Consider the following 25,043-nt stretch of genomic DNA (forward strand, 5'->3'; position numbering starts at 1 on the left):
GACCAAGGCAAGAAGAGATGACAGACCCAAACCACCCAGTCCGCCCCGCAAGACCCCACCAGAAGCTCCTGGACGACGGCCGCACCGTACGCGAGGTGCTCACCTACACCCGCCGAGGCAGCCGCCTGGACGCCAAGCAGCAGAAGGCCTGGGACGCGTACGCCGAGGAGTGGGTGATCCCGGATGAGGCGGTGGACGATCCAGGGTTCTCGTTGGAGACCTGGTTCGGTCGCAAGGCGCCCCTGATCGTGGACATCGGCGGCGGCGTGGGAGAGGCGACCGCGGTGTTGGCGGCCAACCGTCCCGAGGCCGACATCCTCGCGCTGGAGGTGTGGCGGCCCGGCGTCGCGGAGAGCCTCGCCCGCGTGGGTGCCGCGGGCGCTACGAACGTGCGGTTCTGCAGCGTCGACGCGCTCTGGACGCTCGAGAACCTCCTCGCCCCGGGGTCGGTCAGCGAGATCTGGACGTTCTTCCCCGACCCGTGGCACAAGACCCGCCACCACAAGCGGCGCCTGGTGACACCCACCAACGCGCGGATGATCGCGGAGCGGCTCGCGCCCGGTGGGACCTGGCGGCTGGCGACCGACTGGGTCGAGTACGCCGAGCAGATGGTCGAGGTCCTCGACGCCGAGCCGCTGCTGAGCGGTGGTGTCGTCGAGCGTTGGGATGAGCGCCCGGTGACCAAGTTCGAGCGCAAGGGACTGGCCAAGGATCGGGTCATCACCGACCTGCTCTACCGACGTTGATCCGAACTACCCGTGTCGTGACTGATCTGTAGGCGCGGAACCGTCAAGATCAGCGGCATGAAGTTGTACGCCGACAGGCCCCCGCGCCTCGCCTTCCAGCTGTTCGTCGACCTGCTGACGGTGGCGTGGATCGCCGGCTGGGTTCTGGTGGGCAGGTTCGTCCACGAGATGGTCTCGGCGCTCGCCGTTCCCGGCGAGAAGATGGACGACGCCGGCACCTCGCTCTCCGCGAAGCTGCTCGAGGCGGCCGGGAAGGTCGATGACCTCCCGCTGGTCAAGGACGGCATCGCGGTCCCGTTCGAGGGGGCCGCGAAGGCCGCCGACCAGCTCCGTGCGGCAGGGGAGGCGCAGGTCGAGGCCGTCTCCACCATCGCGATCTGGCTGGCCGTCGGGGTCGTTGTCGTCCCGGTGCTGATGTGGCTGATGATCTACGTGCCGCTGCGGTGCCGGTTCATCCGCAACGCCACCTCGACCCAGAGGTTCCTGGAGGCCGGCACCGCGGCCGATCTGGTGGCACTGCGCGCGATGGCGACCCAGCCGCTGCACAAGCTGGTCAGGATCAGCGACGACCCGGTCGGAGCCTGGCGCGACGGCGACGCGGACGTGGTGGCGAGGCTGGCCGAGCTGGAGCTGAAGGCGGTCGGGCTGAGCGCCAAACGACTGAAGCCGGCGAAGGGTTAGCCGGCCGCGCACGCTTCACGGAGCCGTTCCCGAAAGGCCAGGCCGCTGATGCCCGGGGGACCGAGTGTGCTGCCACCGTGCAGCGTATGAATCTCTCTCGCGGCGTACGCCGTATCTCCGCTGTCATCGCCCTGCTCTCTGTCGGTGCCACGGCCGGGACGATGCTCACCGCGTCCAGCACGCGGACCGTCGCCCTTGCCGCGGACGAGGGCGACGCGTTCCGGGTCGGTGGTCCCGGCCACGGGGGCGCCACCGCCGCCGAGCGCGCCTACCGCGACCTGCTCGACCACGGCCCGAAGGCCAAGATCCTCACCGCCGCTCACCGTGCCCAGTGGCGCAAGGCGCCGGAGAACTCGATGCCGTCGATCGTGCATGCCTTCGACGACGGTGCCGAGATCGTCGAGCTCGACATCCAGCTGACCAAGGATCGGGTGCCGGTGCTGATGCACGACACCACCGTGGACCGCACCACCAACGGCTCCGGACGGGTGGACTCGCTCACCCTGGCCGAGATCAAGCGGCTGCGCCTGAAGAAGGGGCTCGGCGGGGCGCAGGCGGCGCTGACCGGCGAGCAGGTCCCGACGCTGGCCGAGGCGCTGGCGGTGATCAAGGACCGGGGCCTGGTCAACCTCGACAAGGGCTGGCCCTTCCGCGAGGAGATCTGGCAGGCGCTCGTCGAGACCGACACCGTGCGCAACGGCATCTACAAGTCCGATGCGCCCGTCGCCGACGTGCAGGCCTTCCGCGAGAGCCACCCGGGTGCGGTCTACATGCACATGGTCACCGACGCGAACATGGCCGTCGTCGACCAGTTCGGTGAGGATCAGCCGGTCGCCTACGAGGTCAACTTCGACTCCGTGGCCGACGCGGTCGCCCGATCGTGGTTCCTGGACAAGGTCGCGGCACGGGCGAGGGTCTGGCACAACACGATGTGGTACGGCCTTCCCGAGAGGATGACCGACGAGGCGTCTCTGATCGACCCGCGGCGTGGCTGGGAGACGCTGGTGAGGTCCTACCGCACGACGATCTTCCAGACCGATGACACGGTCGCGCTCGAGCGCTGGCTGCGTACGGGGGTGGGGGACCCGGTACCGCGTGGTGGCGTCCGGGTGCAGGCCGAGGACTTCCGGCCGGGTCAGGACGTCGGCTACCACGACAACGACGCCGGCAACCGCAGCAACCTGCAGCTGCGTCCCGGCGAGGACGTCGACATCCAGGACACCGACGGTGCGGTCAGCCTCGGGTGGCTGCGTGGCGGTGAGTGGCTGACGTACGAGGTCGACGTGCGCACGGCGGGGCGCTATGAGCTGGCCCTGCGGGCATCCTCGCCCTATGACCCGGCCGGCGCCTACACGTTCTCCTTCGACGGCGGTGCGGAGAGCGGGCCGGTGGCGGTGGAGAACACGACCAGCCACAACAAGTACGCCCTCCAGCCCAGCGGCCAGGTCGCCGAGCTGAGCGCGGGCAAGCACATCGTGAAGATCTCGCTGCCCGCCGACGGCTACCAGAACTGGAACCTCGACTACCTCCAGCTGACCCCGGTCCGTTGAGCGCGGACTGATTCAGGAGCGCGCGGTGAGGCGGGTCCGGAGCTCACCGTCCCGGGCCAGCCTCGCCGCGTCGCGATCGCGTCGGGTGGCGAGCACGGCGGCCAGGTAGGCCTCGGGTGGTGTGCCCGGAGGTGGGCCCGGGGCGACGTACATCTGCATGTGGGTGGCGAGACGCTCGGCGAGAGCGTGGCGGCGGACCGGGTCGGTGTAGGTGCCGACCTCGCCGGAGAGGAACCGTCGCACCGCCAGGCTGAGGCCGACGGGGATGGTCGCGACATCCGCGCGGGAGGCCCAGGCGGCGAGCCCTGGGGGCATCTGGATCGGTGCCGGCGGACGGAGCGGCACCCGAACGCGGATGACGTACGTCCCGGCCGCGATGTCGCCGAGCCGCTTGCCGCGGGGGTGGATCATCGCGCTGAGGAAGGCGACGGCGCCGCTGGTGGCGTAGATCTCGACGACGCCGATCAGGGCGCGTACGAACGCGTGGTGGAAGCTGATCGCCCCGCCGTCGTCACGTACCGTGCGTAGGCCGAGCGCGAGCTTGCCGAGCGAGCGGCCGCGGGTGAGCGTCTCGAGGACCGTGGGGAAGACCACGAGGACCGAGGCGGTGGCCGCGATGTAGGCGGCCCAGGCCAGGGCCTCGTCGGTCGCGGGAGCGGCGGTCATGAAGACGAACAGCGTCACGATCAGCAGTGCCATCACCACGACCACATCGATGAGGCCCGACAGGAGCCGCATCCCCAGCCCGGCGGCCGGCAGGTCGAGGGCGACCGCGTCCCCGGTGATCAGGTCGTCGTCGGTGAGCAGCTCCCGCTCTTGGGGGCGTTGCTCCTGCGGGCGTCGCTCGGGCGATTGCGGCGCGGAGGTCATGGCCGTCAGCGTACGCTGCGGGCGTGGATCTCGATGCGTATCTGGCCGCTACCGCCGCCGACCGGACCAGGCTCGAGCAGCTGCTGGCCGAGCGCCGGCTGAGCGGCGCGCAGGCCGACGAGCTGGTCGAGCTCTATCAGCGGGTGAGCACCCAACTCTCGGTGGTGCGCAGCAACGCTCCCGACCCCACGGTCGTCCAGCATCTCTCGGTCCTGCTGGCCGCGGCCCGCAACCGCACCACCGGCACCCGGACGAGCACGTGGTCCGGCTTCCTGCGGTTCTTCACCCACCGGTTCCCGGCCGCGCTCTACCGGCTGCGCTGGTGGTGGCTGGGGATGATGGCGGCCAACGTGGTGGTCACCGCGGTCATGATCTGGTGGCTGCTGCGCCACCCGGAGGTCGAGCAGTCGTTGCTCGGACCGGAGCAGGTCAAGCAGCTGGTCGAGCACGACATCGAGGGCTACTACAGCGAGCACGCGGCCTCGTCGTTCGCCACCCAGGTCTGGGTCAACAACGTCTGGGTCTCGTTCATCTGCATCGCCCTGGGTGTGCTCGGGCTGCCGGTGATCTACTCGATGTTCCAGAACATCTCCAACCTGGCGATCCTCGGCACCCTGATGCACCGCAACGACCGGGGCGGCCTCTTCTGGGGCCTGATCCTTCCCCACGGGCTGCTCGAGCTGACCGCCGTCTTCGTCGCCGGCGCCGTCGGCCTGCGGATCTTCTGGTCCTGGATCGACCCCGGCTCGCTGACCCGTGGGCAGTCGATGGCCCGCGAGGGCCGCACCGCCGCCGGCATCGCCCTCGGCCTCATCGTCGTGCTCCTGATCTCCGGCATCATCGAAGCCTTCGTCACCCCCTCGCCCCTGCCCACCTGGGCCCGCGTCGGTATCGGCGTCCTCGCCGAGCTCGCCTTCTTCGCGTACGTCTTCATCGTCGGCCGTGCCGCGGCCTCCCAGGGCGAGACCGGCGACATCGACGACCGTCTGCTCGAGGACCGCGTAGCCACCCAGGCTTGACCTAAGACCGACGAGACAAAGCCTGGTTGAGTGAAGTCGTACCCGATCACCTCCCCAGGAGCGCTCATGCCCACGACCGACTACGACGGCCCCATCCACCGCGACTACGCCCGTGGCCGGGCGCTGAAGGCGGAGCAGTACGCGGCCTGGGCCGATGCCTTCGGCCAGCACCTCCCGGGGCGCCGGCCGCTCGACGGACTGGACCTCGGATCGGGTACCGGGCGGTTCTCGCCCATGCTCGCCGACAGTTTCGGGCCGGTCGTCGGGGTCGAGCCCTCGACCGGGATGCGCGAGACGGCCGAGCGGTCCTCGGCACATGAGGACGTCCGCTACCTACCCGGCAGCGCCGAGGAGATCCCGCTCGAGGACGCAGCGGTCGACTACTGCCTGCTGTTCCTGGCCTGGCATCACGTCACCGGCCGTTCGCAGGGAGCCGCGGAGATCGCGCGGGTGCTCCGGCCCGGGGGCGTACTCCTGTGTCGTGCGCAGTTCAGCGACTTGATGCCGGACCTGTGGTGGCTGCGGCACTTCCCTCACGGCGCCGAGGTGGATGCGGCGATGTACCGCCCGCTCTCCGAGGAGATCGAGACGTTCTCGGCGGCCGGGTTGGTGCCGTGGCCCGGGCTCGTCCGCGTGGAGATGCCGTCTGCGGAGACCAAGGGTGAGGTGTTCGAGCGACTCCGCCTTCGTACGCTCTCGACGCTGGTGCGGATGCCCGACGCCGACTTCCGCGCCGGGATCGCAGCTCTCGAGGCCGAGGTGGAGCGGGACCGAGACGTGCCGGTGCCGCGGGAGTCGATCACGATGCTGGTGATGTCGAAGCCTGATGAGGCCGCGTACTGAAAGACATCAGAGCTGGCCGGTGGCCTTGAGCTGCAGGTAATGGTCGGCGAGGGCCGGCGGGAGGGACTCGGCGTCGGCGTCGACGACGTCGACGCCGAGGGTGCGGAGCATGGCGGCGGTGTGATCGCGGCGGCGGAGGGTCTGCTCGGCGGCGGCTGCGGCGTAGACGTCCTCGATGGTGTCGCGGGATGCGGCGGTGGCCTCGAGCTCGGGGTCGCGGACGGAGGCGATGACGACGCGGTGGTGCTGGGTCAGGACCGGGAGCACGGGGAGGAGCGACTCCTCGATCGCGTGCGGGTCGAGGGGAGTCAGCAGGACGACGAGCGCGCGGTGACGGCCGAGGCCGGCGACCGCGCCGGCGAGGTTGGACCAGTCGGCCTCGGCGATGACGGGCTCGAGGTCGGCCATCGCCTCCTGCAGTCGCTGGGTGACGTCGCGCTGGCCGGCGAGGCGGACGCGGGAGCGTACGCGCAGGTCGCCGGCGATGAAGTCGATCCGGTCGCCGGCCCGGGAGGCGATGGCGGCGAGCAGCAGCCCGGCATCCATCGCGGAGTCGAGCCGCGGCACCCCGCCGTCGGCGCCCTCGATCCGGCCGGCCGAGGTGCGGGAGGTGTCGAGCACCAGCACGACGCGACGGTCCCGCTCCGGCTGCCAGGTGCGGACCACGACGGTGCGCGAGCGGGCGGTGGTGCGCCAGTCGATGGAGCGTACGTCGTCACCGCGGACGTACTCCCGCAGCGAGTCGAACTCCGTGCCCTGCCCGCGTACCCGGACCGCGGCTCGGCCGTCGAGCTCGCGCAGGCGCTGAAGCCGCGACGGCAGGTGTTTGCGCGACTCGAAGGCGGGCAGCACCCGCACCGAACCCTCTAGCGGGATGGTGCGCTGCCGCGCGCCGAGACTGAGCGGCCCGAAGGCACGCACGGTCACGCCCAACGCACGCAGGTCTCCGCGGCGGCGCGGTCGCAGCGGCGTACGCAGCCGGGTGGTGTCGCCTCGGTCGAGCCGGATCCGGTGGCGGTTCCGAGTGGCACCGGCGGTGGGTTGCCAGGCGTCGCGGACCAGCGCCCGGAAGCGCCGGGTGGGGGAGCGAACCAGAAGCTCCGAGGTCGCCGACTCGCCCAGCCGGAACCCGCCCAGGCGCACCCGGCTGATCTCGAGGCTCGCCGGCTTCGGGGCCAGGAGCACGTCGAGAAGCGCCAGCACCACCACGAGCAGAATCCAGAGCGCAGCAGTGCCCGCTGCTGGACGGAGGATGACAGGGACGATGCCGGCCACCATGAGCAACGGGACGCGCCAGGTGATGGTCATCGGCACGACCTCGGGCGGGCGCGACAGGTGACGTCTCGGCCGACAGAACTGACGTCTCGATCGACCGAACTGACGTCTCGGCCTGCAGAAGTGACGTCTCGGCTGGGGGTGGTCATCGGGGGACGGGGACGGCGCCGATGGCGGAGGAGAGGACCTGGGAGACCTGTACGCCCTCGAGCTCGGCCTCGGGGCGCAGGGCCAGGCGGTGGGCGAGGGTGGCATGGGCGAGGGACTTCACGTCGTCGGGGGACACGAAGTCGCGGCCCGCGAGCCATGCCCAGGCGCGCGCGGAGCGGAGCAGGGCGGTGGCGCCTCGCGGCGACACCCCGGCCGACAGTGACGGGGACTCGCGGGTCGCCCGGGCGATGTCGACGATGTAGCCGGTGACCTCGGGGGACACCTGGACGGAGCCGACGTGCTGCCGGGCGGCCTCGATGTCGGCGCCGGAGGCCACGGCGGTGACCCCGGCGCCGGCGACGTCGCGCGGGTCGAAGCCGGAGGCGTGCCGGTTGAGGATCTGCACCTCGTCGGAGCGTGAGGGCACCGGCAGGACGACCTTCAGCAGGAACCGGTCCAGCTGGGCCTCGGGGAGCGGGTAGACACCCTCGTACTCGATCGGGTTCTGGGTCGCGGCCACCAGGAACGGGCGCGGCAGCGCGCGGGTGACCCCGTCGACCGAGACCTGGCCCTCCTCCATCGCCTCGAGCAGCGCCGACTGAGTCTTCGGCGGGGTTCGGTTGATCTCGTCGGCCAGGAGCAGGTTGGTGAAGACCGGCCCCTCCCGGAAGGTGAGCTCGCCGTGGGACGACTCCACCACCATCGACCCGGTGATGTCGCCAGGCATCAGGTCGGGGGTGAACTGCACCCGGCGGGTCTCCACCGAGAGTGCCGCCGACAGCGACCGCACCAGCAGGGTCTTGGCGGTGCCGGGTACGCCCTCCATGAGCACGTGGCCGCCACAGACCAGCGCGACCAGCAGTCCGGAGACCGCGGCGTCCTGCCCGACGACCGCCTTGGCGACCTCGGCCCGGACCGCGGTGAGCCGCTCGCGTGCGCCGTCGGGCGACACGTTGGCGATGGTCTCGGATTGGGTCATGGGTGTCGTACCTCTTCCTCAAGGGCCGCCAGCGCGTTGGCCAGCGTGATCAGGTCTTGGTCGTTCTCGATCGGGGCATCGGTGAGCAGCGCGGAGACCTCGAGATCGGGGCGTCCGGTGTGCTGGGCGACGGCGCGTACGACGGCCTCGGCCGAGGTGTCGCGGCCCAGCCGCAGCCGCCGGGAGAGGCGGGTGCGGGCAGCCTGCCGCAGCGTCGCCGCGGCGTGCGTGCGGTCACCGGAGCGGCGGTAGAGCCGGCCCAGGCTGCGCGTCGTCTCCCCGGCACGGACGTGGACCGGCAGCGGCTCGACCGCCAGCGGACCCAGCCGCCGACCGCGGGCGATGGCGAAGGCGATGACCGCGACCAGCAGGAGCCACAGGGCCGGCTTGATCCAGCGTGGCAGCAACGAGCTGGGGGAGTGCGCCTCGTCGGGGGCGAGGTCGTCGAAGGAGGGGACGTACCAGACCAGATGATCGCTTCGGCCCAGCAGCCGCAGCGCCACCGCGGCGTTGTCCGCCCGCAGGATCTGGTCGTTGGTCAGCACCTGTGGCGCACCCCAGACGGTGAGCCCCTCCGCGGGCGCGAGCACCGCGCCGGCCTCGTGCGGGAAGCAGGAGCCGGCGTCGTACGCGGTGACCGCGTCGGCCTGGATGCTGAGCCCTTCCCAGCGCGCGTCGTCGCACCCCGCCTCGACGGCGTCGGACGTCTGGCTGACCGCGTAGGGGATGCCGAGCATCGCCGACACGTAGGGAGCGGGCTCGGCCAGGATCAGGTCGGCGGCGCCGTCGGTGCGCTCACGCAGCCGGGAGGCGGTCTGCTCGCCGAGCGCGTCGGTGCCGGTCACGAAGACGGTCGTGTCCCGCCGGATCTCGGTGCTCTCCAGACTCTTCGACGAGCGGACGATCTCCACCTCGACCCCGTGGTCCTCGAGCACCTGGACCAGCGCCCGGGTGCCGTCGGGGTCGGGACTCTCGGGGTCGTGGGCGGCGAAGGCCTCGCCGCCCTTCGGAGTCGCGACGTACGCCAGCACGACCGCGATCATGAAGGCCAGTGCGACGATCAGGATCGGCCGGTTCCGTCGGAACCAGCTCAGCCGTCCGGCGGTCGGGTCGGCCGGGCTCGTCGGGGTCTGCGTGGTCATCGCACCACCGCCAGCTCCTGCTCGAGAGCGAGTACGCCCTCGGCCTGCTCACGCGTGGCGGGGTGGTCGCCGTAGAGGACCTCGTTGAACAGCTCCGCGGCCTGCCCGGCGCGGCCCTCGAGCGACATCTCCCGCTCCAGGCTCGCCGCGACCTCGGCGGCGGTCAGCCCGGGATCCTCGGCCAGTCGGCCGCGCTCGACCTGCCGCCTGGCCAGGGCCCGGAACCCGTCGACCACCGCGGCGCCATGATCCCCCGAGGCGTACGCAGCCTCGGCCCGCGCCCGGAGCGCGGCCGCGGAGAGCGACTCGTCGGTGAGAACGTCCCCGTTGCGGTCGCGGGCGACCCGAGGACTGCGCCGGGCCCGCGAGACCAGCAGGCCGATCCCGACCAGGAGCGCCGCGAAGACGACCATCGCGGCGACGGTCTGGGCCCAGGGCAGGTCGCCTGCGGAGGGGATGCCCTCGGACAGGGTGCGCTCGATCCAGCGCAGGATCCGCTCGACGAGGTCGAGGTCGTGGTATTCCGGTCCGGCCAGCTCGCGCTGGAGCCAGGAGCGACCCTCCTCGGGCGTCGGGGTCAGAGGAGGAGTCTGTTGGAGGAGGATCATCTGCTCAGCAGCCCGGCCTGCTCCATCAGCTCGACCTCGTAGGACTCCTTGCGGATCCGCTGGTCGAGGTACTGCAGGTTGGTCACCGCGCCGCTGAACGGCGCCACGATCGCGGCGGAGACCACGGTCGAGACGGCGCTGCCGGCGATGGTCGCGAGGAAGTAGAGATCGGGCTGCGCGATGCCGACGATGCTGGCGACCAGGCTGATCGGGAAGGCGACGACCTGAGAGGCGAAGCCGACGATGATGGCAGCCAGCAGCCAGATCCCGAAGAGCCGCCAGAACTGTCTCGCCGACAGCTGCCAGGCCCGCTTGATGGCGCCGAGGACACCGGGGCTCTCCAGCATCAGCGCGGGCACCGCGAGCAGATAGAGCCGCACGGTCAGGAAGAGGCTGGCCACGATCAGCAGCAGGAACATCAGGATGCCGACCAGGATGGCCGGGACGGGACTGTCGACGACGATCGCGAGGACCACCACGGGAGTGGCCGCGACGGCCAGGACCAGGGTGAAGACCACCCCGCTCAGCAGCGCCAGTCCGATCAGCCGCCAGCGGTTGCCGTGGGTCGCCGCCCACGCCTGCGCGAGGGTGAGCTTGCGGCCGATCGCGGCGGCGTGGGCGACGTGGGAGATCATCCCGGCCACCAGGATCGCGCCGATCGCCTGCAGGACCGAGCCGAGGAAGAAGGAGCCGAAGGCCACCAGCATGCCGATGATCTCTGATCCACCAGGCGAGTAGTCGGGGTCCTCGAGGCCGGTCCCGAGCGCGTCCAGGCTGTCTCCGGTGAAGGTCATCGCCGCGGTCACGCCCAGCGGGATGGCCATCGCGACCGCCGCCACCAGGACCGAGGCGCCCACGGTGGCGCCGGGGTTGAAGCGTACGAGCCGGAAGGCGCCGTCGAGCATGTCGCCGAGGCCGAGCGGCCGCAGCGGGATCGCTCCGGGCTTGTGGGCCGGCGGCAGCGGCTGCGCCCACGCCGGTTGCGCCGGGTGCGGCTGCAACGGGTGAGGCTGCACCGGCTGGCCCGGCGGGGGCGGGGTCGACGGGGTCGTCGGGCCCTGCTGAGGTTGCTCACCCGGTGGGGGCGGCCACACTCCTGACATCTGGATGCTCCTCGTCGCGACGACCGGCGAACTCGCTCGGTTGGGGGCATCCTCTCAGAGCGATCCAGACGACATCGTTGATTTGGAGCCACCTGCGTACGCGTGACAAGATTCTCTGGTTGCTCCAGTGAACTGTTCGCTGGGGTGTGCACACCTTGACTACTGAATCGCGTCACCTGAGCAGGCTTTTCAGCCTGTCGGATGTGGTCTGTGGTCGTCGTGTGCCCATCCCGAAGGCGTGGTTCCAGTGAAGCTGATGGTGAAAGTCCCGTCGAGAAGTCCGGCGTCTGCTTGTGAAAAATAAGCGACACGCCCGACCGCGGGGGTCGGAGCCAGAGGTGAGCAACCGGGCCGACTCAGCCGGAGGAAGCCTGTAGCACGCGGCACGCTGACCAAGAAGGACGAGAGAGACAGATGGCGGGACAGAAGATCCGCATCAGGCTCAAGGCCTATGACCACGAGGTGATCGACACCTCGGCGCGAAAGATCGTGGACACGGTCACCCGTACGGGTGCCAAGGTCGCCGGCCCGGTGCCGCTGCCGACCGAGAAGAACGTGTACTGCGTCATCCGCTCGCCCCACAAGTACAAGGACTCGCGCGAGCACTTCGAGATGCGCACCCACAAGCGCCTCATCGACATCATCGACCCGACCCCGAAGACTGTTGACTCCCTCATGCGGCTCGATCTGCCTGCTGGTGTCGACATCGAGATCAAGCTCTGAGGTTGACGACATGACGATCGAACGCAACGTGAAGGGTCTCCTGGGCACCAAGCTCGGCATGACCCAGCTGTGGGACGAGAACAACGTCGTCGTCCCCGTGACCGTCATCGCGGCGAACACCAACGTCGTGACCCAGGTCCGCACCCCCGAGGCCGACGGCTACAACGCCGTGCAGATCGGCTACGGCGAGATCGACGGCCGCAAGGTGAACAAGCCGGGCGCCGGCCAGTTCGAGAAGGCCGGCACCACGCCGCGCCGCCACCTGGCCGAGATCCGCACCGCCGACGCCGCGTCGTACTCCGCCGGCCAGGAGCTCCCCGTCGACACCTTCGCCATCGGCGAGGAGATCGACGTGACGGGCACCTCGAAGGGTAAGGGTTTCGCGGGCACCATGAAGCGTCACGGCTTCTCCGGTGTCGGTGCCTCCCACGGTGCCCACCGCAACCACCGCAAGCCGGGATCGATCGGCGCTTGCGCCACCCCGGGTCGCGTGTTCAAGGGCGTCCGCATGGCCGGTCACATGGGTACTGACACCGTCACCACCCAGAACCTGACCGTGCACGCCGTCGACACCGAGAAGGGCCTCATCCTGGTCAAGGGCGCCATTCCTGGCCCCAAGGGTGGCCTCGTGGTCCTCCGCTCGGCTGCTAAGAAGCTGGAGGCCTGATCATGGCTATCAAGACTGTCAAGGTCGACTTCCCGGCTGAGATCTTCGATGTTGAGGTCAACATCCCGCTGATCCACCAGGTCGTCGTCGCGCAGCAGGCCGCTGCGCGCCAGGGCACGCACTCCACCAAGACCCGCGGCGAGGTCCGCGGCGGTGGACGCAAGCCCTACAAGCAGAAGGGCACCGGTCGCGCCCGTCAGGGTTCGACCCGCGCGCCGCAGTTCGCCGGTGGTGGCACCGTCCACGGCCCGCAGCCGCGTGACTACAGCCAGCGCACCCCCAAGAAGATGAAGGCCGCCGCCCTCCGCGGTGCCCTCTCCGACCGGGCTCGTGCCGGCCAGATCCACGTGGCCGAGTTCGCCCTCGAGGCGCCCTCGACCAAGACCGCGCTGACCGCCCTCAAGGCGATCTCGGACGTCAAGCGTTACCTCGTCGTCCTGGACCGCTCCGAGTCCGTCGCCGCGCTGAGCCTGCGTAACGCCCCCGAGGTGCACCTGCTCTGGGCCGACCAGCTCAACACCTACGACGTCCTCGTCTCCGACGACGTTGTCTTCTCCAAGCCGGCCTTCGAGGGCTTCATCTCGGGCAAGCCGGCCGTCGCCGCCAAGGAGACCGTCACCATCGGTGAGGTCGAGAAGGATGCGATCAAGGAGGCTGCCGTCGAGCCCGCCAAGGAGTCGGACCTCCCCGAGGGCGCAGTCGCGCCGCTCGAGGACGGCTCGGCCCCCGAGGGCTTCGACATCAAGGGCAACGTCAAGGGCAAGGACAAGAAGTTCCACGCCCCGGGCGGCCGTTGGTACGAGTCCACCAAGGCGGAGTTCTACTTCAAGTCCGCCGAGGACGCTATCGCGGCTGGTTTCGTTGAGGCCGGCAAGAAGAAGGCTGAGTCTGACGAGGAGGCTAACAAGTGAGCACGCTGCACTACGACCCCCGCGACATTTTGATCGCGCCGGTGGTCTCCGAGAAGAGCTACGGCCTCCTCGACCAGAACAAGTACACCTTCATCGTTCGCCCCGACGCGAACAAGACCGAGATCAAGATCGCGGTCGAGAAGGTGTTCGACGTCAAGGTGACCTCGGTCAACACGATCAACCGCAAGGGCAAGGCTCGTCGTACGCGTTACGGCCTGGGCAAGCGCCCCGACACCAAGCGCGCGATCGTCTCCCTGGCCGAGGGCGACCGCATCGACATCTTCGGCGCGTGAGAAGGACTGACTGAACATGGCTATTCGTAAGTACAAGCCGACCACCCCGGGCCGTCGTGGCTCGTCGGTGGCCGACTTCGCCGAGATCACTCGGACCACGCCGGAGAAGTCGCTGACCAAGCCCCTTCCCAAGAAGGGTGGCCGCAACAACCAGGGTCGCATCACGACCCGCCACATCGGTGGCGGTCACAAGCGTGCGTACCGGATCATCGACTTCCGTCGCTACGACAAGGACGGCGTGCCGGCCAAGGTCGCTCACATCGAGTACGACCCGAACCGCACCGCCCGTATCGCCCTGCTGCACTACTTCGACGGCGAGAAGCGCTACATCCTCGCGCCCGTCGGCGTCAGCCAGGGCACCGTCGTCGAGTCCGGCCCGACCGCCGACATCAAGCCCGGCAACAACCTGCCGCTGCGCAACATCCCGGTTGGTACCACCATCCACAATGTTGAGCTGCGTCCTGGTGGCGGCGCGAAGATCGCCCGCTCCGCCGGTATGAGCGCCCAGCTGGTCGCTCGTGAGGGCTCCAAGGCCACGCTCCGTATGCCTTCGGGTGAGATGCGCTTCGTCGACGTGCGCTGCCGCGCCACCGTCGGCCAGGTCGGCAACGCCGAGCAGTCGAACATCAACTGGGGTAAGGCCGGCCGCATGCGGTGGAAGGGCGTTCGCCCGACCGTCCGCGGTGTCGTCATGAACCCGGTCGACCACCCGCACGGTGGTGGTGAGGGTAAGACCTCTGGTGGCCGTCACCCGGTCAGCCCCTGGGGTAAGCCCGAGGGCCGTACGCGTAAGCGCAAGGCCTCTGACTCGCAGATCATCCGCCGCCGTAAGAGCGGGAAGGGTAGGAAGTAAGCAATGCCTCGCAGCCTGAAGAAGGGCCCCTTCATCGACGACCACCTTCAGAAGAAGGTGGACGCCGAGAACGAGAAGGGCACCCACAACGTGATCAAGACCTGGTCGCGCCGCTCGATGATCGTGCCCGAGATGATCGGTCACACCATCGCGGTGCACGACGGTCGCAAGCACGTCCCGGTCTTCGTCTCCGACTCGATGGTCGGTCACAAGCTGGGCGAGTTCGCCCCGACCCGCACGTTCAAGGGTCACATCAAGGACGACCGGAAGGGACGCCGTCGATGACCACCACCGAACGGCAGCGCATCAGCGCCCGCCGCGACTCCCTGCTCGGCGACCAGCCGGGTGCCTTCGCGAGTGCCCGCTTCGTGCGGATCACCCCGCTGAAGGCACGCCGCGTCGTCGACCTGGTCCGCGGTCTGCCCGTCGACGAGGCTCTCTCCCTGCTGCAGTTCGCGCCGCAGGCAGCCTCCGAGACTGTTTACAAGGTTCTCGAGAGCGCCATCGCCAACGCGGTGTCGACCGAGGGTCTGGACCGTGACGACCTCGTCGTCTCGGTCGCCATGGTCGACGAGGGTCCGACCATGAAGCGCTGGCGCCCCCGCGCCCAGGGTCGTGCGACCCGCATCAACAAGCGGACCTCGCACATCACCCTGGTCGTGCAGCCGGCCGACGTCGTCGAGAAGGGCGGTAAGAAGTAATGGGTCAGAAGATCAACCCGAACGGCTTCCGCCTGGGCATCTCGACCGACCACAAGTCGCGTTGGTACGCCGACAAGCAGTACAAGGAGTACGTCGGCGAGGACGTCAAGATCCGCAAGCTGCTCAGCAAGGGCATGGAGCGGGCCGGCATCGCCAAGGTCGAGATCGAGCGCACCCGTGACCGCGTGCGTGTGGACATCCACACCGCGCGTCCCGGCATCGTCATCGGTCGCCGCGGCGCCGAGGCCGACCGCCTCCGCACCGAGCTGGAGAAGCTCACCGGCAAGCAGGTTCAGCTGAACATCCTCGAGGTCAAGAACCCCGAGGTCGACGCTCAGCTGGTCGCCCAGGGTGTCGCCGAGCAGCTCAGCGGTCGCGTGCAGTTCCGTCGCGCGATGCGCAAGGCCATGCAGACCACCATGCGCTCCGGTGCCAAGGGCATCCGGATCCAGTGCTCGGGTCGTCTGAACGGCGCGGAGATGTCGCGTACCGAGTTCTACCGCGAGGGTCGCGTGCCGCTGCACACCCTTCGCGCGGACATCGACTACGGCTTCTACGAGGCCCGCACGACCTTCGGCCGCATCGGCGTGAAGGTCTGGATCTACAAGGGCGAGGTCTCCGGATCGCGCGCCGAGCGTCAGGCCGCCCAGGCCGCCCGTGCGGGCGTCCCGGGTCGCGGTGGCAACGACCGTCGCGGTGGCCGCGGCGACCGTCCGTCGCGTGGCTCCCGTGGTGACCGCCCGAACCGCGCTGACCGCGCGGCGAAGACTGAGGCGCCGGCTGCCGCTGAGGCTCCCGCCGCCGAGACCACGTCCCAGGAGGGCTGACCCATGCTGATGCCCCGTCGCGTCAAGCACCGCAAGCAGCACCACCCGAACCGCCGCGGCGTGGCCAAGGGTGGCACCAAGCTGGCCTTCGGTGACTACGGCATCCAGGCGATCGACGGTCACTACGTGACCAACCGCCAGATCGAGGCAGCGCGTATCGCGATGACTCGTCACATCAAGCGAGGCGGCAAGGTGTGGATCAACATCTACCCCGACGTCCCGCTGACCAAGAAGCCGGCCGAGACCCGCATGGGTTCCGGTAAGGGTTCCCCCGAGTGGTGGGTCGCCAACGTCAAGCCGGGCCGAGTGATGTTCGAGCTCTCCGGTGTCGACGAGGAGACCGCTCGCGAGGCCATGCGCCGCGCGATCCACAAGCTGCCCATGAAGTGCCGTTTCATCACGCGAGAGGCTGGTGAGTTCTGATGGCTAACTCCCTGCAGGCGTTCGAGCTGGACGAGCTCACCGACGTCGACCTCGAGGCGAAGCTGCGCGAGGCGAAGGAGGAGCTGTTCAACCTCCGGTTCCAGGCGGCCACCGGCCAGCTGGAGAGCCACGGTCGGCTCCGCACCGTCAAGAAGGACATCGCCCGGATCTACACCGTGGTGCGTGAGCGCGAGCTCGGCATCCGCGTGGCCCCGGGCACCGAGACCACCGAGGAGGCCTGATCATGGCTGAGTCCACCACGGACACCACCGAGCGCAACACGCGCAAGGTGCGCGAGGGCCTCGTCGTCAGCGACAAGATGGACAAGACCATCGTCGTCGAGGTCGAGGACCGCGTGAAGCACCCGCTCTACGGCAAGGTCATGCGCCGTAGCAGCAAGCTCAAGGCTCACGACGAGCAGAACACCGCCGGCATCGGCGACCGCGTCCTGGTCATGGAGACCCGGCCGCTGTCCGCGACCAAGCGGTGGCGCCTCGTCGAGGTCGTCGAGCGCGCCAAGTGATCCTCGTCGCATAAGCGACGGATCCGGCTGGCGGCAAACGTCGCCAAATTGACCAAAGGGTGCAGGTCCAGCGACCATTGTTCGCTGGGCCTGTGCCCATCAAATCCCATTACGTTCGGCAAGGCTCACCCGCCCTGGAGCGGGGAGAGAACCAGCTCGACAAGGAGAAGTAATGATCCAGCAGGAGTCGCGACTCAAGGTCGCCGACAACACTGGTGCGAAGGAAATCCTTTGCATTCGTGTGCTCGGTGGTTCCGGTCGTCGCTACGCCGGCATCGGCGACACCATCGTCGCCACCGTCAAGGACGCTATCCCCGGTGGCAACGTGAAGAAGGGTGACGTCGTCAAGGCCGTCATCGTGCGCACCGTCAAGGAGCGCCGCCGCGCTGACGGCTCGTACATCCGCTTCGACGAGAACGCCGCCGTCATTCTCAAGAACGACGGCGAGCCGCGAGGCACCCGCATCTTCGGCCCGGTCGGCCGTGAGCTGCGCGACAAGAAGTTCATGAAGATCATCTCGCTCGCGCCGGAGGTGCTGTGATGGGTCGCTCGCACATCAAGAAGGGCGACACCGTCAAGGTGATCGCTGGTAAGGACAAGGGCGGCTCCGGCAAGGTGATCGCTGTCCTCACCCAGGAGGACCGTGTGATCGTCGAGGGCATCAACCTCGTCAAGAAGCACACCAAGGTCCAGGACCAGGGCGGTCGCGCCGGCACCACCGGCGGCATCGTGAACACCGAGGCCCCGATCCACGTTTCCAACGTCCAGCTGCTCGAGGGTGGCGAGCCGGTTCGCGTCGGCTACCGCCGTGAGACGGTCCAGAAGCGTCGCCCCGACGGGTCGACGTACGCCGCCGAGCGCAGCGTTCGCATCTCGCGCAAGACCGGTAAGGACATCTGATCATGACCGACACCGCTGTGGCCCCGCGCCTCAAGACGAAGTACCGCGAGGAGATCGCCCCGGCCCTGCAGGCCGAGTTCGAGATCCCGAATGTCATGCAGATCCCCGGTCTGACCAAGATCGTCGTCAACATGGGTGTGGGCGAGGCCGCTCGCGACTCCAAGCTGATCGAGGGCGCTGTCAACGACCTGACCGCGATCACCGGCCAGAAGCCGCTGATCAACAAGGCGAAGAAGTCCATCGCGCAGTTCAAGCTGCGTGAGGGCATGCCGATCGGTGCGCACGTCACGCTGCGCGGCGACCGCATGTGGGAGTTCCTCGACCGGCTGCTCTCGCTCGCTCTGCCCCGGATCAGGGACTTCCGTGGTCTCAACGGCAAGCAGTTCGACGGCAACGGCAACTACACCTTCGGTCTCACCGAGCAGGTCATGTTCCACGAGATCAACCAGGACAAGATCGACCGCTCGCGGGGCATGGACATCACCCTCGTGACGACTGCCACCAACGACGACCAGGGTCGCGCGCTGCTCAAGGCGCTCGGCTTCCCGTTCAAGGAGAACTGAGATGGCGAAGACCGCTCTCAAGGTGAAGGCCGCCCGCAAGCCGAAGTTTGCGGTTCGCGGTTACACCCGCTGCCAGCGCTGCGGCCGCCCGAAGGCTGTGTTCCGCAAGTTCGGCCTGTGCCGTATCTGCCTGCGCGAGATGGCCCACCGCGGCGAGCTGCCCGGCGTCACCAAGTCCTCCTGGTGAGCGATCACCGTTCCAACCACTGACGTTGAAGGTCCTCATGACTGTGTGTCGTGAGGAAACCACTACGAGAAAGGGCCGTTCGGCCAATGACGATGACTGACCCGATCGCAGACATGCTCACTCGTCTGCGTAACGCCAACCAGGCGTACCACGATGCGGTTTCGATGCCGTACAGCAAGCTGAAGCAGGGCGTCGCTGAGATCCTCCAGCAGGAGGGCTACATCACCAAGTACGAGGTGCTGGAGCCCACCGAGGGCCAGGTCGGCAAGACCCTGTCGATCACCCTCAAGTACGGCCGCAACCGTGAGCGCTCGATCGCCGGCGTACGCCGCATCAGCAAGCCCGGTCTGCGTGTCTACGCGAAGCACACCGGTCTCCCGAAGGTGCTCGGCGGCCTCGGCGTCGCGATCATCTCGACGAGCCAGGGTCTGCTGACCGACCGCCAGGCGAACAAGAAGGGCGTAGGTGGGGAAGTCCTCGCCTACGTCTGGTAATCAGGGAAGGGAGAGAGAAGAAATGTCGCGTATTGGCAAGCTCCCCGTCCCGGTTCCGGCCGGCGTGGACGTCACCATCGACGGCCAGGTCGTGAGCGTCAAGGGCCCCAAGGGCACCCTGTCGCACACCGTGGTCGACCCGATCACCGTCGAGAAGGGTGACGGCGTCCTCGACGTCAAGCGCCCCGACGACAGCCGGGACAACAAGGCCCTCCACGGCCTGTCCCGCACGCTGATCAACAACATGGTCCTGGGTGTCACCGAGGGCTACGAGAAGAAGCTCGAGATCGTCGGCGTGGGTTACCGCGTGCTGTCGAAGGGCCCGACCAAGCTGGAGTTCCAGCTGGGTTACTCCCACTCGATCGTCTTCGACGCGCCCGAGGGCATCACCTTCACCACCGACGGTCCGACCAAGCTCGGTGTCGTCGGCATCGACAAGCAGCTCGTCGGTGAGGTTGCGGCCAACATTCGCAAGCTGCGCAAGCCGGAGCCCTACAAGGGCAAGGGCGTTCGTTACGCCGGCGAGAACATCCGCCGCAAGGTCGGAAAGGCTGGTAAGTGATGGCCATCTCGCTGTCGAACAACAAGCACACCGCTTCCCGTGTCCGCTCGCGCCTGCGTCGTCAGGCCCGCGGTCGCAAGAAGATCGAGGGTACGCCGGAGCGCCCGCGCCTCGTCGTGACCCGGTCGGCCAAGCACATCACCGCCCAGGTCGTCGACGACCTGGCCGGCAAGACGCTTGCCTCGGCTTCGACCATCGAGGGCGACCTGCGGTCGGCCTCCGGTGACAAGACCGCCAAGGCCAAGCAGGTCGGCGAGCTGGTTGCGTCGCGTGCCAAGGCCGCTGGGGTGGAGACCGTCGTCTTCGACCGTGCCGGCAACAAGTACCACGGCCGTGTCGCCGCGCTCGCCGATGGCGCGCGCGAGGCCGGTCTGACCTTCTGATCGCAACGATCGAACGAGAGAAGAGGAAAGTCTGATGAGCGGAGCCCAGCGCGGACAGCGTGGTGGCGAGCGCCGAGGTCGCGACGACCGTCGCAACCAGAGCGCCGACAAGACCGCCTACATCGAGAAGGTCGTCGCGATCAACCGAGTTGCCAAGGTCGTGAAGGGTGGTCGTCGCTTCAGCTTCACCGCCCTTGTGATCGTCGGTGACGGTGAAGGTCTGGTCGGCGTCGGCTACGGTAAGGCGAAGGAAGTTCCCGCGGCGATCGCCAAGGGTGTCGAGGAAGCGAAGAAGCACTTCTTCCGCGTTCCCCGCATCCAGGGCACGATCCCGCACCCGGTGCAGGGTGAGAAGGCCGCTGGTGTGGTCCTTCTTCGTCCGGCCGCCCCTGGTACCGGTGTCATCGCCGGTGGTCCGGTGCGCGCCGTCCTGGAGTGCGCCGGCATCCACGACGTGCTGAGCAAGTCGCTCGGTTCGTCCAACCAGATCAACATCGTCCACGCGACGGTGGAGGCGCTTCGGATGCTCGAGACGCCTGAGGCTGTTGCCGCCCGCCGTGGTCTCCCTGTCGAGGACGTCGCCCCCGACGCGCTGCTCAAGGCGCAGGCCGAGGTTGCGGCTCCCGCCGCGGAGGTGTCGGCCTGATGGCGCAGCTGAAGGTCCAGCAGAAGAAGGGCCTCGTTGGTCTGAAGCAGAACCAGCGAGACACCCTGCGTACGCTCGGTCTCAAGCGGATCGGCGACGTGGTCGTCAAGGAGGACCGCCCGGAGATCCGCGGCATGGTCCAGACCGTCCGTCACCTGGTGACGGTCGAGGAGGTCGACTGATATGGCACTCAAGGTGCACAACCTGGCGCCGGCTCCCGGTGCCAAGAAGGCCAAGACCCGTGTGGGTCGTGGTGAGGCGTCCAAGGGTAAGACGGCCGGCCGTGGTACCAAGGGCACGAAGGCCCGTTACCAGGTCCCCGCTTACTTCGAGGGTGGCCAGACCCCGATGCACATGCGACTCCCCAAGCTGAAGGGTTTCAAGAACCCCTTCAAGGTGGAGTTCCAGGTCGTCAACCTCGACAAGCTCAACGAGCTTTTCCCCGAGGGTGGCGTCGTCACCCCCGAGACCCTGATCGAGAAGGGTGCCGTCCGCAAGGGCCACCCGGTCAAGGTCCTGGGCCAGGGTGACCTGACCGTCAAGGTCGAGATCAGCGCCAACGCCTTCTCCGGCACTGCCAAGGAGAAGATCGAGGCCGCTGGCGGAACTGTCACGGTTCTCTGACAGTTCTACTAACGTAGAGCCTGTCACGTGGGAGCGCGGCCGGGTCGCCCCTTCGGGGTCCCGCCCGCGCTCCCGCTGTTTCAGCCCTACGTGCAAGAACTGCCGTGGGGGCTGTTAGGCTGCCACGGGTTTTCGCATCGGCGCAGGCCCTGCGACCCCTGATTGTCGAAAGAGGAACCATTCGTGCTTGGCGCGTTCGCATCAGCGTTCCGTACCCCGGACCTGCGCAAGAAGCTGCTCTTCGTTCTCTTCATCGTCGTGATCTTCAGGGCTGGGTCCCAGATCCCGGCTCCTGGCGTTCATGTCGCGAACGTCCAGCAGTGTCTTGACGCGGCTCAGACCGGTGACAGCGCCGGCCTCTACAACCTGGTCAATCTCTTCTCCGGTGGCGCGCTGCTGCAGCTGACGATCTTCGCGCTCGGCATCATGCCGTACATCACCGCGAGCATCATCCTGCAGCTTCTCGTCGTGGTGATCCCTCGCCTCGAGGCCCTCAAGAAGGAGGGCCAGGCCGGGCAGACGAAGATCACCCAGTACACCCGCTACCTGACCCTCGGCCTCGCGGTCCTGCAGGCCACCGGCATCGTCGCGCTGGCCCGCTCCGGCGATCTGCTCCAGGGCTGCACCCAGCCGCTGCTGCACGACGACGGCACCGCCACCTTCCTGGTCATGGTCATCACCATGACCGCCGGCACCGCGGTCATCATGTGGCTCGGTGAGCTCATCACCGAGCGCGGCATCGGCAACGGTATGTCGATCCTCATCTTCACCCAGGTCGTCGCCACGTTCCCGGCCACCATGTGGGCGGTCAAGAACGACAAGGGCTGGTGGACCTTCGCGATCGTGATCGTCATCGGTCTGGCGATCATGGCGGCGGTCATCTTCATCGAGCAGGCCCAGCGCCGGATCCCGGTCCAGTACGCGCGCCGCATGGTCGGTCGCAAGATGTTCGGCGGATCCTCGACCTACATCCCGCTCAAGGTGAACCAGGCCGGCGTCATCCCGGTCATCTTCGCCTCGTCGCTGCTCTACCTGCCGGCGATGGCGGCTCAGTTCAACCAGAACGCGCAGAACCCGCCGGCGTGGGTCGACTGGATCAACAACTACTTCGTCCGTGGTGACCACCCGGTCTACATGGCGACGTACTTCGCGTTGATCATCTTCTTCACCTACTTCTACGTGTCGATCACCTTCAACCCCCCGGAGGTCGCCGACAACATGAAGAAGTACGGCGGCTTCATCCCGGGAATCCGGGCCGGGAAGCCGACCGAGGACTACCTGTCCTACGTTCTGTCCCGTATCACACTGCCGGGCTCGCTCTACCTCGGTCTGGTTGCGCTCATCCCGCTGATCGCGCTGGCCCTCATCGGCGCCAACCAGAACTTCCCGTTCGGCGGCACCTCGATCCTCATCATGGTCGGCGTCGCCCTCGACACGGTGAAGCAGATCGAGAGCCAGCTCCAGCAGCGCAACTATGAAGGGTTCCTCCGATGAGACTGATCATCATGGGCCCGCCGGGGGCCGGTAAGGGCACCCAGGCGAAGTTCATCGCCGAGCACTTCGAGATCCCGGCGATCTCGACCGGTGACATCTTCCGCGCCAACGTCTCCCAGGGCACGCCCCTGGGTGTCGAGGCAGCGTCCTACATGGACAAGGGAGAGTACGTCCCGGACTCGGTCACGAACCTGATGGTCCGCAACCGCATCGATGAGCCCGACGCATCCCAGGGATTCCTGCTCGACGGCTACCCGCGCACGCTCGCGCAGGTCGAGGAGCTCGACGGGATGATCAAGTTCACCGGCCACGCGCTGGACGCGGTGGTCGTGCTGACGGTCGACAAGGACGAGATCGTGCAGCGGCTGCTGCAGCGCGCCGAGCTCGAGGGTCGCGCCGACGACACCGAGGACGTCATCCGTCGCCGCCAGGAGGTCTACCTCGAGGAGACCGCGCCGCTGATCGAGGTCTACAAGGGCCGCGGCCTGGTCCACGAGATCGACGGCATGGGTGACGTCGACGACGTCACCAAGCGGATCTTCGACGAGCTCGACATCGTCCCTGAGTCCTGAGACGACCATCTTGTACGCAACGGGGGAGCAGTGGGCTTCTTGAACAAGGTCCAGATCAAGACCCCTGAGCAGATCGAGAAGATGCGAAGGGCCGGCCTCGTGGTCGGCGAGACGCTCGAGGTGCTCCGGGCCGCCGCGCGGCCCGGAGTCACCCTTCTCGAGCTCGACGCCATCGCCGAGGACTCGATCCGGTCCCGGGGTGGCGTCCCGTCGTTCAAGGGCTACCACGGCTTCCCGGGCTCGATCTGCGCCTCGGTCGACGAGGTCGTGGTCCACGGCATCCCGGGTTCCCGGGTGCTCCAGGACGGCGACATCATCTCCATCGACTGCGGTGCCATCGTCGAGGGCTGGCACGGCGATGCCGCGATCACGGTGGCCATGGGCTCGGTGTCCGAGGAGGTCTCCGAGCTGATGCGCGTCACCGAGGCGTCCATGTGGCACGGCATCGCCGCTGCCCGCCTGGGTGGACGGGTCACCGACATCTCGCACGCCATCGAGACCTACGTCGACTCCCAGGGTGACTACGGCATCCTCGAGGACTTCAGCGGCCACGGCATCGGCACCGAGATGCACATGGAGCCGTCGGTGTTCAACTACGGCAAGCCCGGCAAGGGCCCCAAGCTGCAGCGCGGCATCGCGCTCGCCGTCGAGCCGATGCTCACCCTCGGTGGCCCCGAGGTCACCACCCTGGACGACGACTGGACCGTCGTGACCGACGACGGCTCCTGGGCGGCCCACTTCGAGCACACCTTCGCGCTCACCTCCGACGGCGCCTGGGTGCTCACCGCGCTCGACGGTGGCGAGGAGATGCTCGGCAAGCTCGGGGTGCCCTGGGGCGGTCACTGAGCCACGGCATGACCGAGATCGTGCGCTTCGCGGCAGTGGCCGAGGTCGACGCCGATCTCGGGCTGCTCACCGCCGCGGAACTGGCGCGTCACGAGCGGCTGGTCGCTGATGTCGACAAGCAGGCGTACGCCGCCGCGCACGTCCTCGTCCGTGAGTGCGCCGCGGAGCTGCTGGTCACCGCGCGCGAGGAGATCGTGATCGATCAGCGCTGCGCTCGTTGCGGCAGTGCGGAGCACGGCGCACCGTCGGTGGCCGGTGCGCCAGCGATCCGAGTGAGCCTCAGCCACACCCGCGGCCAGGTCGCCGCGGTCGCAGCCGGCCGACGCTGCGGCATCGACGTGGAGAAGGTTTCGCGCGGACCCGACCGGGCACTCTCGCCGCGCGAGGTGGCCTGGGTCGAGGGGCAGGAGGACGCTGCGTACGCGTTCACGCGGTTGTGGGTGCGCAAGGAGGCGTTGGTCAAGGCCGGCCACGGGAGCATGGCGGCTGCGCAGCGCCTCGACGTCCTCGGCGGCGACGTCCCGGCGGACCAGGTCGGGGAGATCCGGCTCACCCAGTGGGAGGGCTCCGGACTCCTCGGCGCGGTCGCGATCTGTGCCGACATGTGGACCGGGAAATGCTAGGAACCTGATAGGAAACTGAACGATCCACGCTTATCCGAGGCTTTGACTAGCGGATATGCGACATCACCTGTCAGTTGACAGAGAAAGGGACCTCGGCATCTCGCGTGCGGCCCCGACTGTGAGTAACTTGGTCAGCCCGCGGGGACAGAGAGAGCCCCGTGCTCGGGAGGAAGAACCGGATGAGTACGCAGTTGCGACCACCAACGGCCGTGCGACCCAATCCATCAGCACGGACGCGAAGCGCGATCATCGACCGCCTCAG

Annotated in this window: 36 protein-coding genes; 30 read left to right on the plus strand and 6 right to left on the minus strand. The window is 68.2% G+C overall.

Features of this window, described 5'->3' with window-relative positions; translation table 11 throughout:
* The first annotated feature begins 17 nt into the window (after positions 1 to 17).
* The 3 genes from trmB to BLT25_RS26400 all read left to right on the plus strand — a co-directional run bounded on the left by trmB (position 18) and on the right by BLT25_RS26400 (position 2,977).
* Positions 18 to 746: a tRNA (guanosine(46)-N7)-methyltransferase TrmB gene (trmB, locus tag BLT25_RS26390; RefSeq protein ID WP_091052362.1), complete on the plus strand. Its 729-nt coding sequence runs from the start codon at positions 18 to 20 to the stop codon at positions 744 to 746.
* A gap of 57 nt (positions 747 to 803) precedes the next feature.
* Entirely contained in the window at positions 804 to 1,427 is a 624-nt protein-coding gene (locus tag BLT25_RS26395) for a hypothetical protein (protein WP_091052363.1), read from the plus strand.
* An 86-nt stretch (positions 1,428 to 1,513) separates the two neighbouring features.
* Positions 1,514 to 2,977, plus strand: coding sequence for a glycerophosphodiester phosphodiesterase family protein (locus BLT25_RS26400; protein WP_091052365.1), 1,464 nt, complete (start codon positions 1,514 to 1,516; stop codon positions 2,975 to 2,977).
* A 12-nt stretch (positions 2,978 to 2,989) separates the two neighbouring features.
* Here the strand turns inward: BLT25_RS26400 and BLT25_RS26405 are convergent, their stop codons facing one another.
* A complete protein-coding gene (locus BLT25_RS26405) occupies positions 2,990 to 3,847 on the minus strand; it encodes an RDD family protein (RefSeq protein ID WP_091052366.1) in 858 nt (285 codons plus the stop codon).
* Positions 3,848 to 3,870: 23 nt separating this feature from the next.
* Here BLT25_RS26405 and BLT25_RS26410 point away from each other — a divergent pair, with 23 nt between their 5' ends.
* Both BLT25_RS26410 and BLT25_RS26415 read left to right on the plus strand, forming a co-directional pair.
* On the plus strand, positions 3,871 to 4,866 hold the full coding sequence (locus BLT25_RS26410; RefSeq protein WP_091052368.1) for a stage II sporulation protein M: 996 nt from the start codon (positions 3,871 to 3,873) through the stop codon (positions 4,864 to 4,866).
* 66 nt (positions 4,867 to 4,932) lie between these two features.
* On the plus strand, positions 4,933 to 5,709 hold the full coding sequence (locus BLT25_RS26415; RefSeq protein WP_091052370.1) for a class I SAM-dependent methyltransferase: 777 nt from the start codon (positions 4,933 to 4,935) through the stop codon (positions 5,707 to 5,709).
* 6 nt (positions 5,710 to 5,715) lie between these two features.
* Here the strand turns inward: BLT25_RS26415 and BLT25_RS30635 are convergent, their stop codons facing one another.
* From BLT25_RS30635 to BLT25_RS26440, 5 genes are all read right to left on the minus strand, one after another.
* Positions 5,716 to 7,017 carry a DUF58 domain-containing protein gene (locus tag BLT25_RS30635; RefSeq protein ID WP_091052372.1) on the minus strand — a complete coding sequence of 434 codons (1,302 nt, stop codon included), beginning with the start codon at positions 7,015 to 7,017 and terminating at the stop codon, positions 5,716 to 5,718.
* 112 nt (positions 7,018 to 7,129) lie between these two features.
* A complete protein-coding gene (locus tag BLT25_RS26425; protein WP_091052373.1) occupies positions 7,130 to 8,113 on the minus strand; it encodes an AAA family ATPase in 984 nt (327 codons plus the stop codon).
* A complete protein-coding gene (locus BLT25_RS26430) occupies positions 8,110 to 9,255 on the minus strand; it encodes a DUF4350 domain-containing protein (protein WP_091052375.1) in 1,146 nt (381 codons plus the stop codon). Before BLT25_RS26430 ends, BLT25_RS26425 begins: the two co-directional genes overlap by 4 nt.
* Complete coding sequence (locus tag BLT25_RS26435) at positions 9,252 to 9,863, minus strand: DUF4129 domain-containing protein (RefSeq protein WP_091052376.1); 612 nt, start codon at positions 9,861 to 9,863, stop codon at positions 9,252 to 9,254. The genes BLT25_RS26430 and BLT25_RS26435 overlap by 4 nt, the downstream gene beginning before the upstream one ends.
* Positions 9,860 to 10,966: a hypothetical protein gene (locus BLT25_RS26440; RefSeq protein ID WP_143033875.1), complete on the minus strand. Its 1,107-nt coding sequence runs from the start codon at positions 10,964 to 10,966 to the stop codon at positions 9,860 to 9,862. The genes BLT25_RS26435 and BLT25_RS26440 overlap by 4 nt, the downstream gene beginning before the upstream one ends.
* Positions 10,967 to 11,380: 414 nt before the next feature.
* Between BLT25_RS26440 and rpsJ the strand changes: the two genes are divergently transcribed.
* The 25 genes from rpsJ (at position 11,381) to BLT25_RS26565 (ending at position 24,781) form a co-directional block, all read left to right on the plus strand.
* Entirely contained in the window at positions 11,381 to 11,689 is a 309-nt protein-coding gene (rpsJ, locus tag BLT25_RS26445; protein ID WP_008360994.1) for a 30S ribosomal protein S10, read from the plus strand.
* Between the two features lie 10 nt (positions 11,690 to 11,699).
* Complete coding sequence (gene rplC, locus BLT25_RS26450; RefSeq protein ID WP_091052379.1) at positions 11,700 to 12,356, plus strand: 50S ribosomal protein L3; 657 nt, start codon at positions 11,700 to 11,702, stop codon at positions 12,354 to 12,356.
* Positions 12,357 to 12,358: 2 nt separating this feature from the next.
* Positions 12,359 to 13,267, plus strand: a complete 909-nt coding sequence (rplD, locus tag BLT25_RS26455; RefSeq protein WP_091052381.1) for a 50S ribosomal protein L4, sunset domain variant — start codon at positions 12,359 to 12,361, stop codon at positions 13,265 to 13,267.
* Positions 13,264 to 13,560 (plus strand): 50S ribosomal protein L23, encoded by a 297-nt coding sequence (rplW, locus tag BLT25_RS26460; protein ID WP_008360999.1) that lies wholly within the window; start codon positions 13,264 to 13,266, stop codon positions 13,558 to 13,560. The genes rplD and rplW overlap by 4 nt, the downstream gene beginning before the upstream one ends.
* 16 nt (positions 13,561 to 13,576) lie before the next feature.
* Positions 13,577 to 14,413: a 50S ribosomal protein L2 gene (gene rplB / locus BLT25_RS26465; protein WP_091052382.1), complete on the plus strand. Its 837-nt coding sequence runs from the start codon at positions 13,577 to 13,579 to the stop codon at positions 14,411 to 14,413.
* Positions 14,414 to 14,416: 3 nt separating this feature from the next.
* Complete coding sequence (rpsS, locus tag BLT25_RS26470; protein WP_008361004.1) at positions 14,417 to 14,698, plus strand: 30S ribosomal protein S19; 282 nt, start codon at positions 14,417 to 14,419, stop codon at positions 14,696 to 14,698.
* A complete protein-coding gene (gene rplV / locus BLT25_RS26475; RefSeq protein WP_091052384.1) occupies positions 14,695 to 15,114 on the plus strand; it encodes a 50S ribosomal protein L22 in 420 nt (139 codons plus the stop codon). Before rpsS ends, rplV begins: the two co-directional genes overlap by 4 nt.
* Complete coding sequence (gene rpsC, locus BLT25_RS26480) at positions 15,114 to 15,941, plus strand: 30S ribosomal protein S3 (protein ID WP_008361007.1); 828 nt, start codon at positions 15,114 to 15,116, stop codon at positions 15,939 to 15,941. Before rplV ends, rpsC begins: the two co-directional genes overlap by 1 nt.
* 3 nt (positions 15,942 to 15,944) lie before the next feature.
* Positions 15,945 to 16,364, plus strand: a complete 420-nt coding sequence (rplP, locus tag BLT25_RS26485; RefSeq protein WP_091052386.1) for a 50S ribosomal protein L16 — start codon at positions 15,945 to 15,947, stop codon at positions 16,362 to 16,364.
* Positions 16,364 to 16,606, plus strand: a complete 243-nt coding sequence (gene rpmC / locus BLT25_RS26490) for a 50S ribosomal protein L29 (RefSeq protein ID WP_008361011.1) — start codon at positions 16,364 to 16,366, stop codon at positions 16,604 to 16,606. The genes rplP and rpmC overlap by 1 nt, the downstream gene beginning before the upstream one ends.
* 2 nt (positions 16,607 to 16,608) lie before the next feature.
* Positions 16,609 to 16,887 carry a 30S ribosomal protein S17 gene (gene rpsQ, locus BLT25_RS26495; protein ID WP_091052388.1) on the plus strand — a complete coding sequence of 93 codons (279 nt, stop codon included), beginning with the start codon at positions 16,609 to 16,611 and terminating at the stop codon, positions 16,885 to 16,887.
* A gap of 172 nt (positions 16,888 to 17,059) precedes the next feature.
* Positions 17,060 to 17,428 (plus strand): 50S ribosomal protein L14, encoded by a 369-nt coding sequence (rplN, locus tag BLT25_RS26500; RefSeq protein ID WP_008361015.1) that lies wholly within the window; start codon positions 17,060 to 17,062, stop codon positions 17,426 to 17,428.
* Positions 17,428 to 17,787, plus strand: a complete 360-nt coding sequence (gene rplX, locus BLT25_RS26505; protein ID WP_091052390.1) for a 50S ribosomal protein L24 — start codon at positions 17,428 to 17,430, stop codon at positions 17,785 to 17,787. Before rplN ends, rplX begins: the two co-directional genes overlap by 1 nt.
* Before the next feature lie 2 nt (positions 17,788 to 17,789).
* Positions 17,790 to 18,350 (plus strand): 50S ribosomal protein L5, encoded by a 561-nt coding sequence (gene rplE, locus BLT25_RS26510; RefSeq protein ID WP_091052391.1) that lies wholly within the window; start codon positions 17,790 to 17,792, stop codon positions 18,348 to 18,350.
* A gap of 1 nt (position 18,351) precedes the next feature.
* Positions 18,352 to 18,537 (plus strand): type Z 30S ribosomal protein S14, encoded by a 186-nt coding sequence (locus tag BLT25_RS26515; protein WP_017932844.1) that lies wholly within the window; start codon positions 18,352 to 18,354, stop codon positions 18,535 to 18,537.
* An 86-nt stretch (positions 18,538 to 18,623) separates the two neighbouring features.
* Complete coding sequence (gene rpsH, locus BLT25_RS26520; RefSeq protein ID WP_040755997.1) at positions 18,624 to 19,031, plus strand: 30S ribosomal protein S8; 408 nt, start codon at positions 18,624 to 18,626, stop codon at positions 19,029 to 19,031.
* 22 nt (positions 19,032 to 19,053) lie between these two features.
* Positions 19,054 to 19,593, plus strand: a complete 540-nt coding sequence (rplF, locus tag BLT25_RS26525) for a 50S ribosomal protein L6 (RefSeq protein ID WP_091052393.1) — start codon at positions 19,054 to 19,056, stop codon at positions 19,591 to 19,593.
* Positions 19,593 to 19,976: a 50S ribosomal protein L18 gene (rplR, locus tag BLT25_RS26530; RefSeq protein WP_008361025.1), complete on the plus strand. Its 384-nt coding sequence runs from the start codon at positions 19,593 to 19,595 to the stop codon at positions 19,974 to 19,976. Before rplF ends, rplR begins: the two co-directional genes overlap by 1 nt.
* 34 nt (positions 19,977 to 20,010) lie before the next feature.
* Positions 20,011 to 20,622: a 30S ribosomal protein S5 gene (gene rpsE, locus BLT25_RS26535; protein WP_091052395.1), complete on the plus strand. Its 612-nt coding sequence runs from the start codon at positions 20,011 to 20,013 to the stop codon at positions 20,620 to 20,622.
* Entirely contained in the window at positions 20,622 to 20,804 is a 183-nt protein-coding gene (gene rpmD, locus BLT25_RS26540) for a 50S ribosomal protein L30 (RefSeq protein ID WP_008361029.1), read from the plus strand. Before rpsE ends, rpmD begins: the two co-directional genes overlap by 1 nt.
* Position 20,805: 1 nt before the next feature.
* Positions 20,806 to 21,246, plus strand: a complete 441-nt coding sequence (rplO, locus tag BLT25_RS26545) for a 50S ribosomal protein L15 (protein ID WP_091052397.1) — start codon at positions 20,806 to 20,808, stop codon at positions 21,244 to 21,246.
* Positions 21,247 to 21,429: 183 nt separating this feature from the next.
* Positions 21,430 to 22,740: a preprotein translocase subunit SecY gene (gene secY, locus BLT25_RS26550; protein ID WP_091052399.1), complete on the plus strand. Its 1,311-nt coding sequence runs from the start codon at positions 21,430 to 21,432 to the stop codon at positions 22,738 to 22,740.
* Complete coding sequence (locus BLT25_RS26555; RefSeq protein WP_091052400.1) at positions 22,737 to 23,312, plus strand: adenylate kinase; 576 nt, start codon at positions 22,737 to 22,739, stop codon at positions 23,310 to 23,312. Before secY ends, BLT25_RS26555 begins: the two co-directional genes overlap by 4 nt.
* 30 nt (positions 23,313 to 23,342) lie before the next feature.
* Positions 23,343 to 24,158, plus strand: a complete 816-nt coding sequence (gene map / locus BLT25_RS26560) for a type I methionyl aminopeptidase (RefSeq protein ID WP_091052402.1) — start codon at positions 23,343 to 23,345, stop codon at positions 24,156 to 24,158.
* Positions 24,159 to 24,166: 8 nt separating this feature from the next.
* A complete protein-coding gene (locus BLT25_RS26565) occupies positions 24,167 to 24,781 on the plus strand; it encodes a 4'-phosphopantetheinyl transferase family protein (protein WP_091052404.1) in 615 nt (204 codons plus the stop codon).
* Positions 24,782 to 25,043 lie beyond the last annotated feature (262 nt).

The sequence above is a fragment of the Nocardioides sp. YR527 genome, assembly GCF_900101045.1.
GTDB lineage: Bacteria > Actinomycetota > Actinomycetes > Propionibacteriales > Nocardioidaceae > Nocardioides.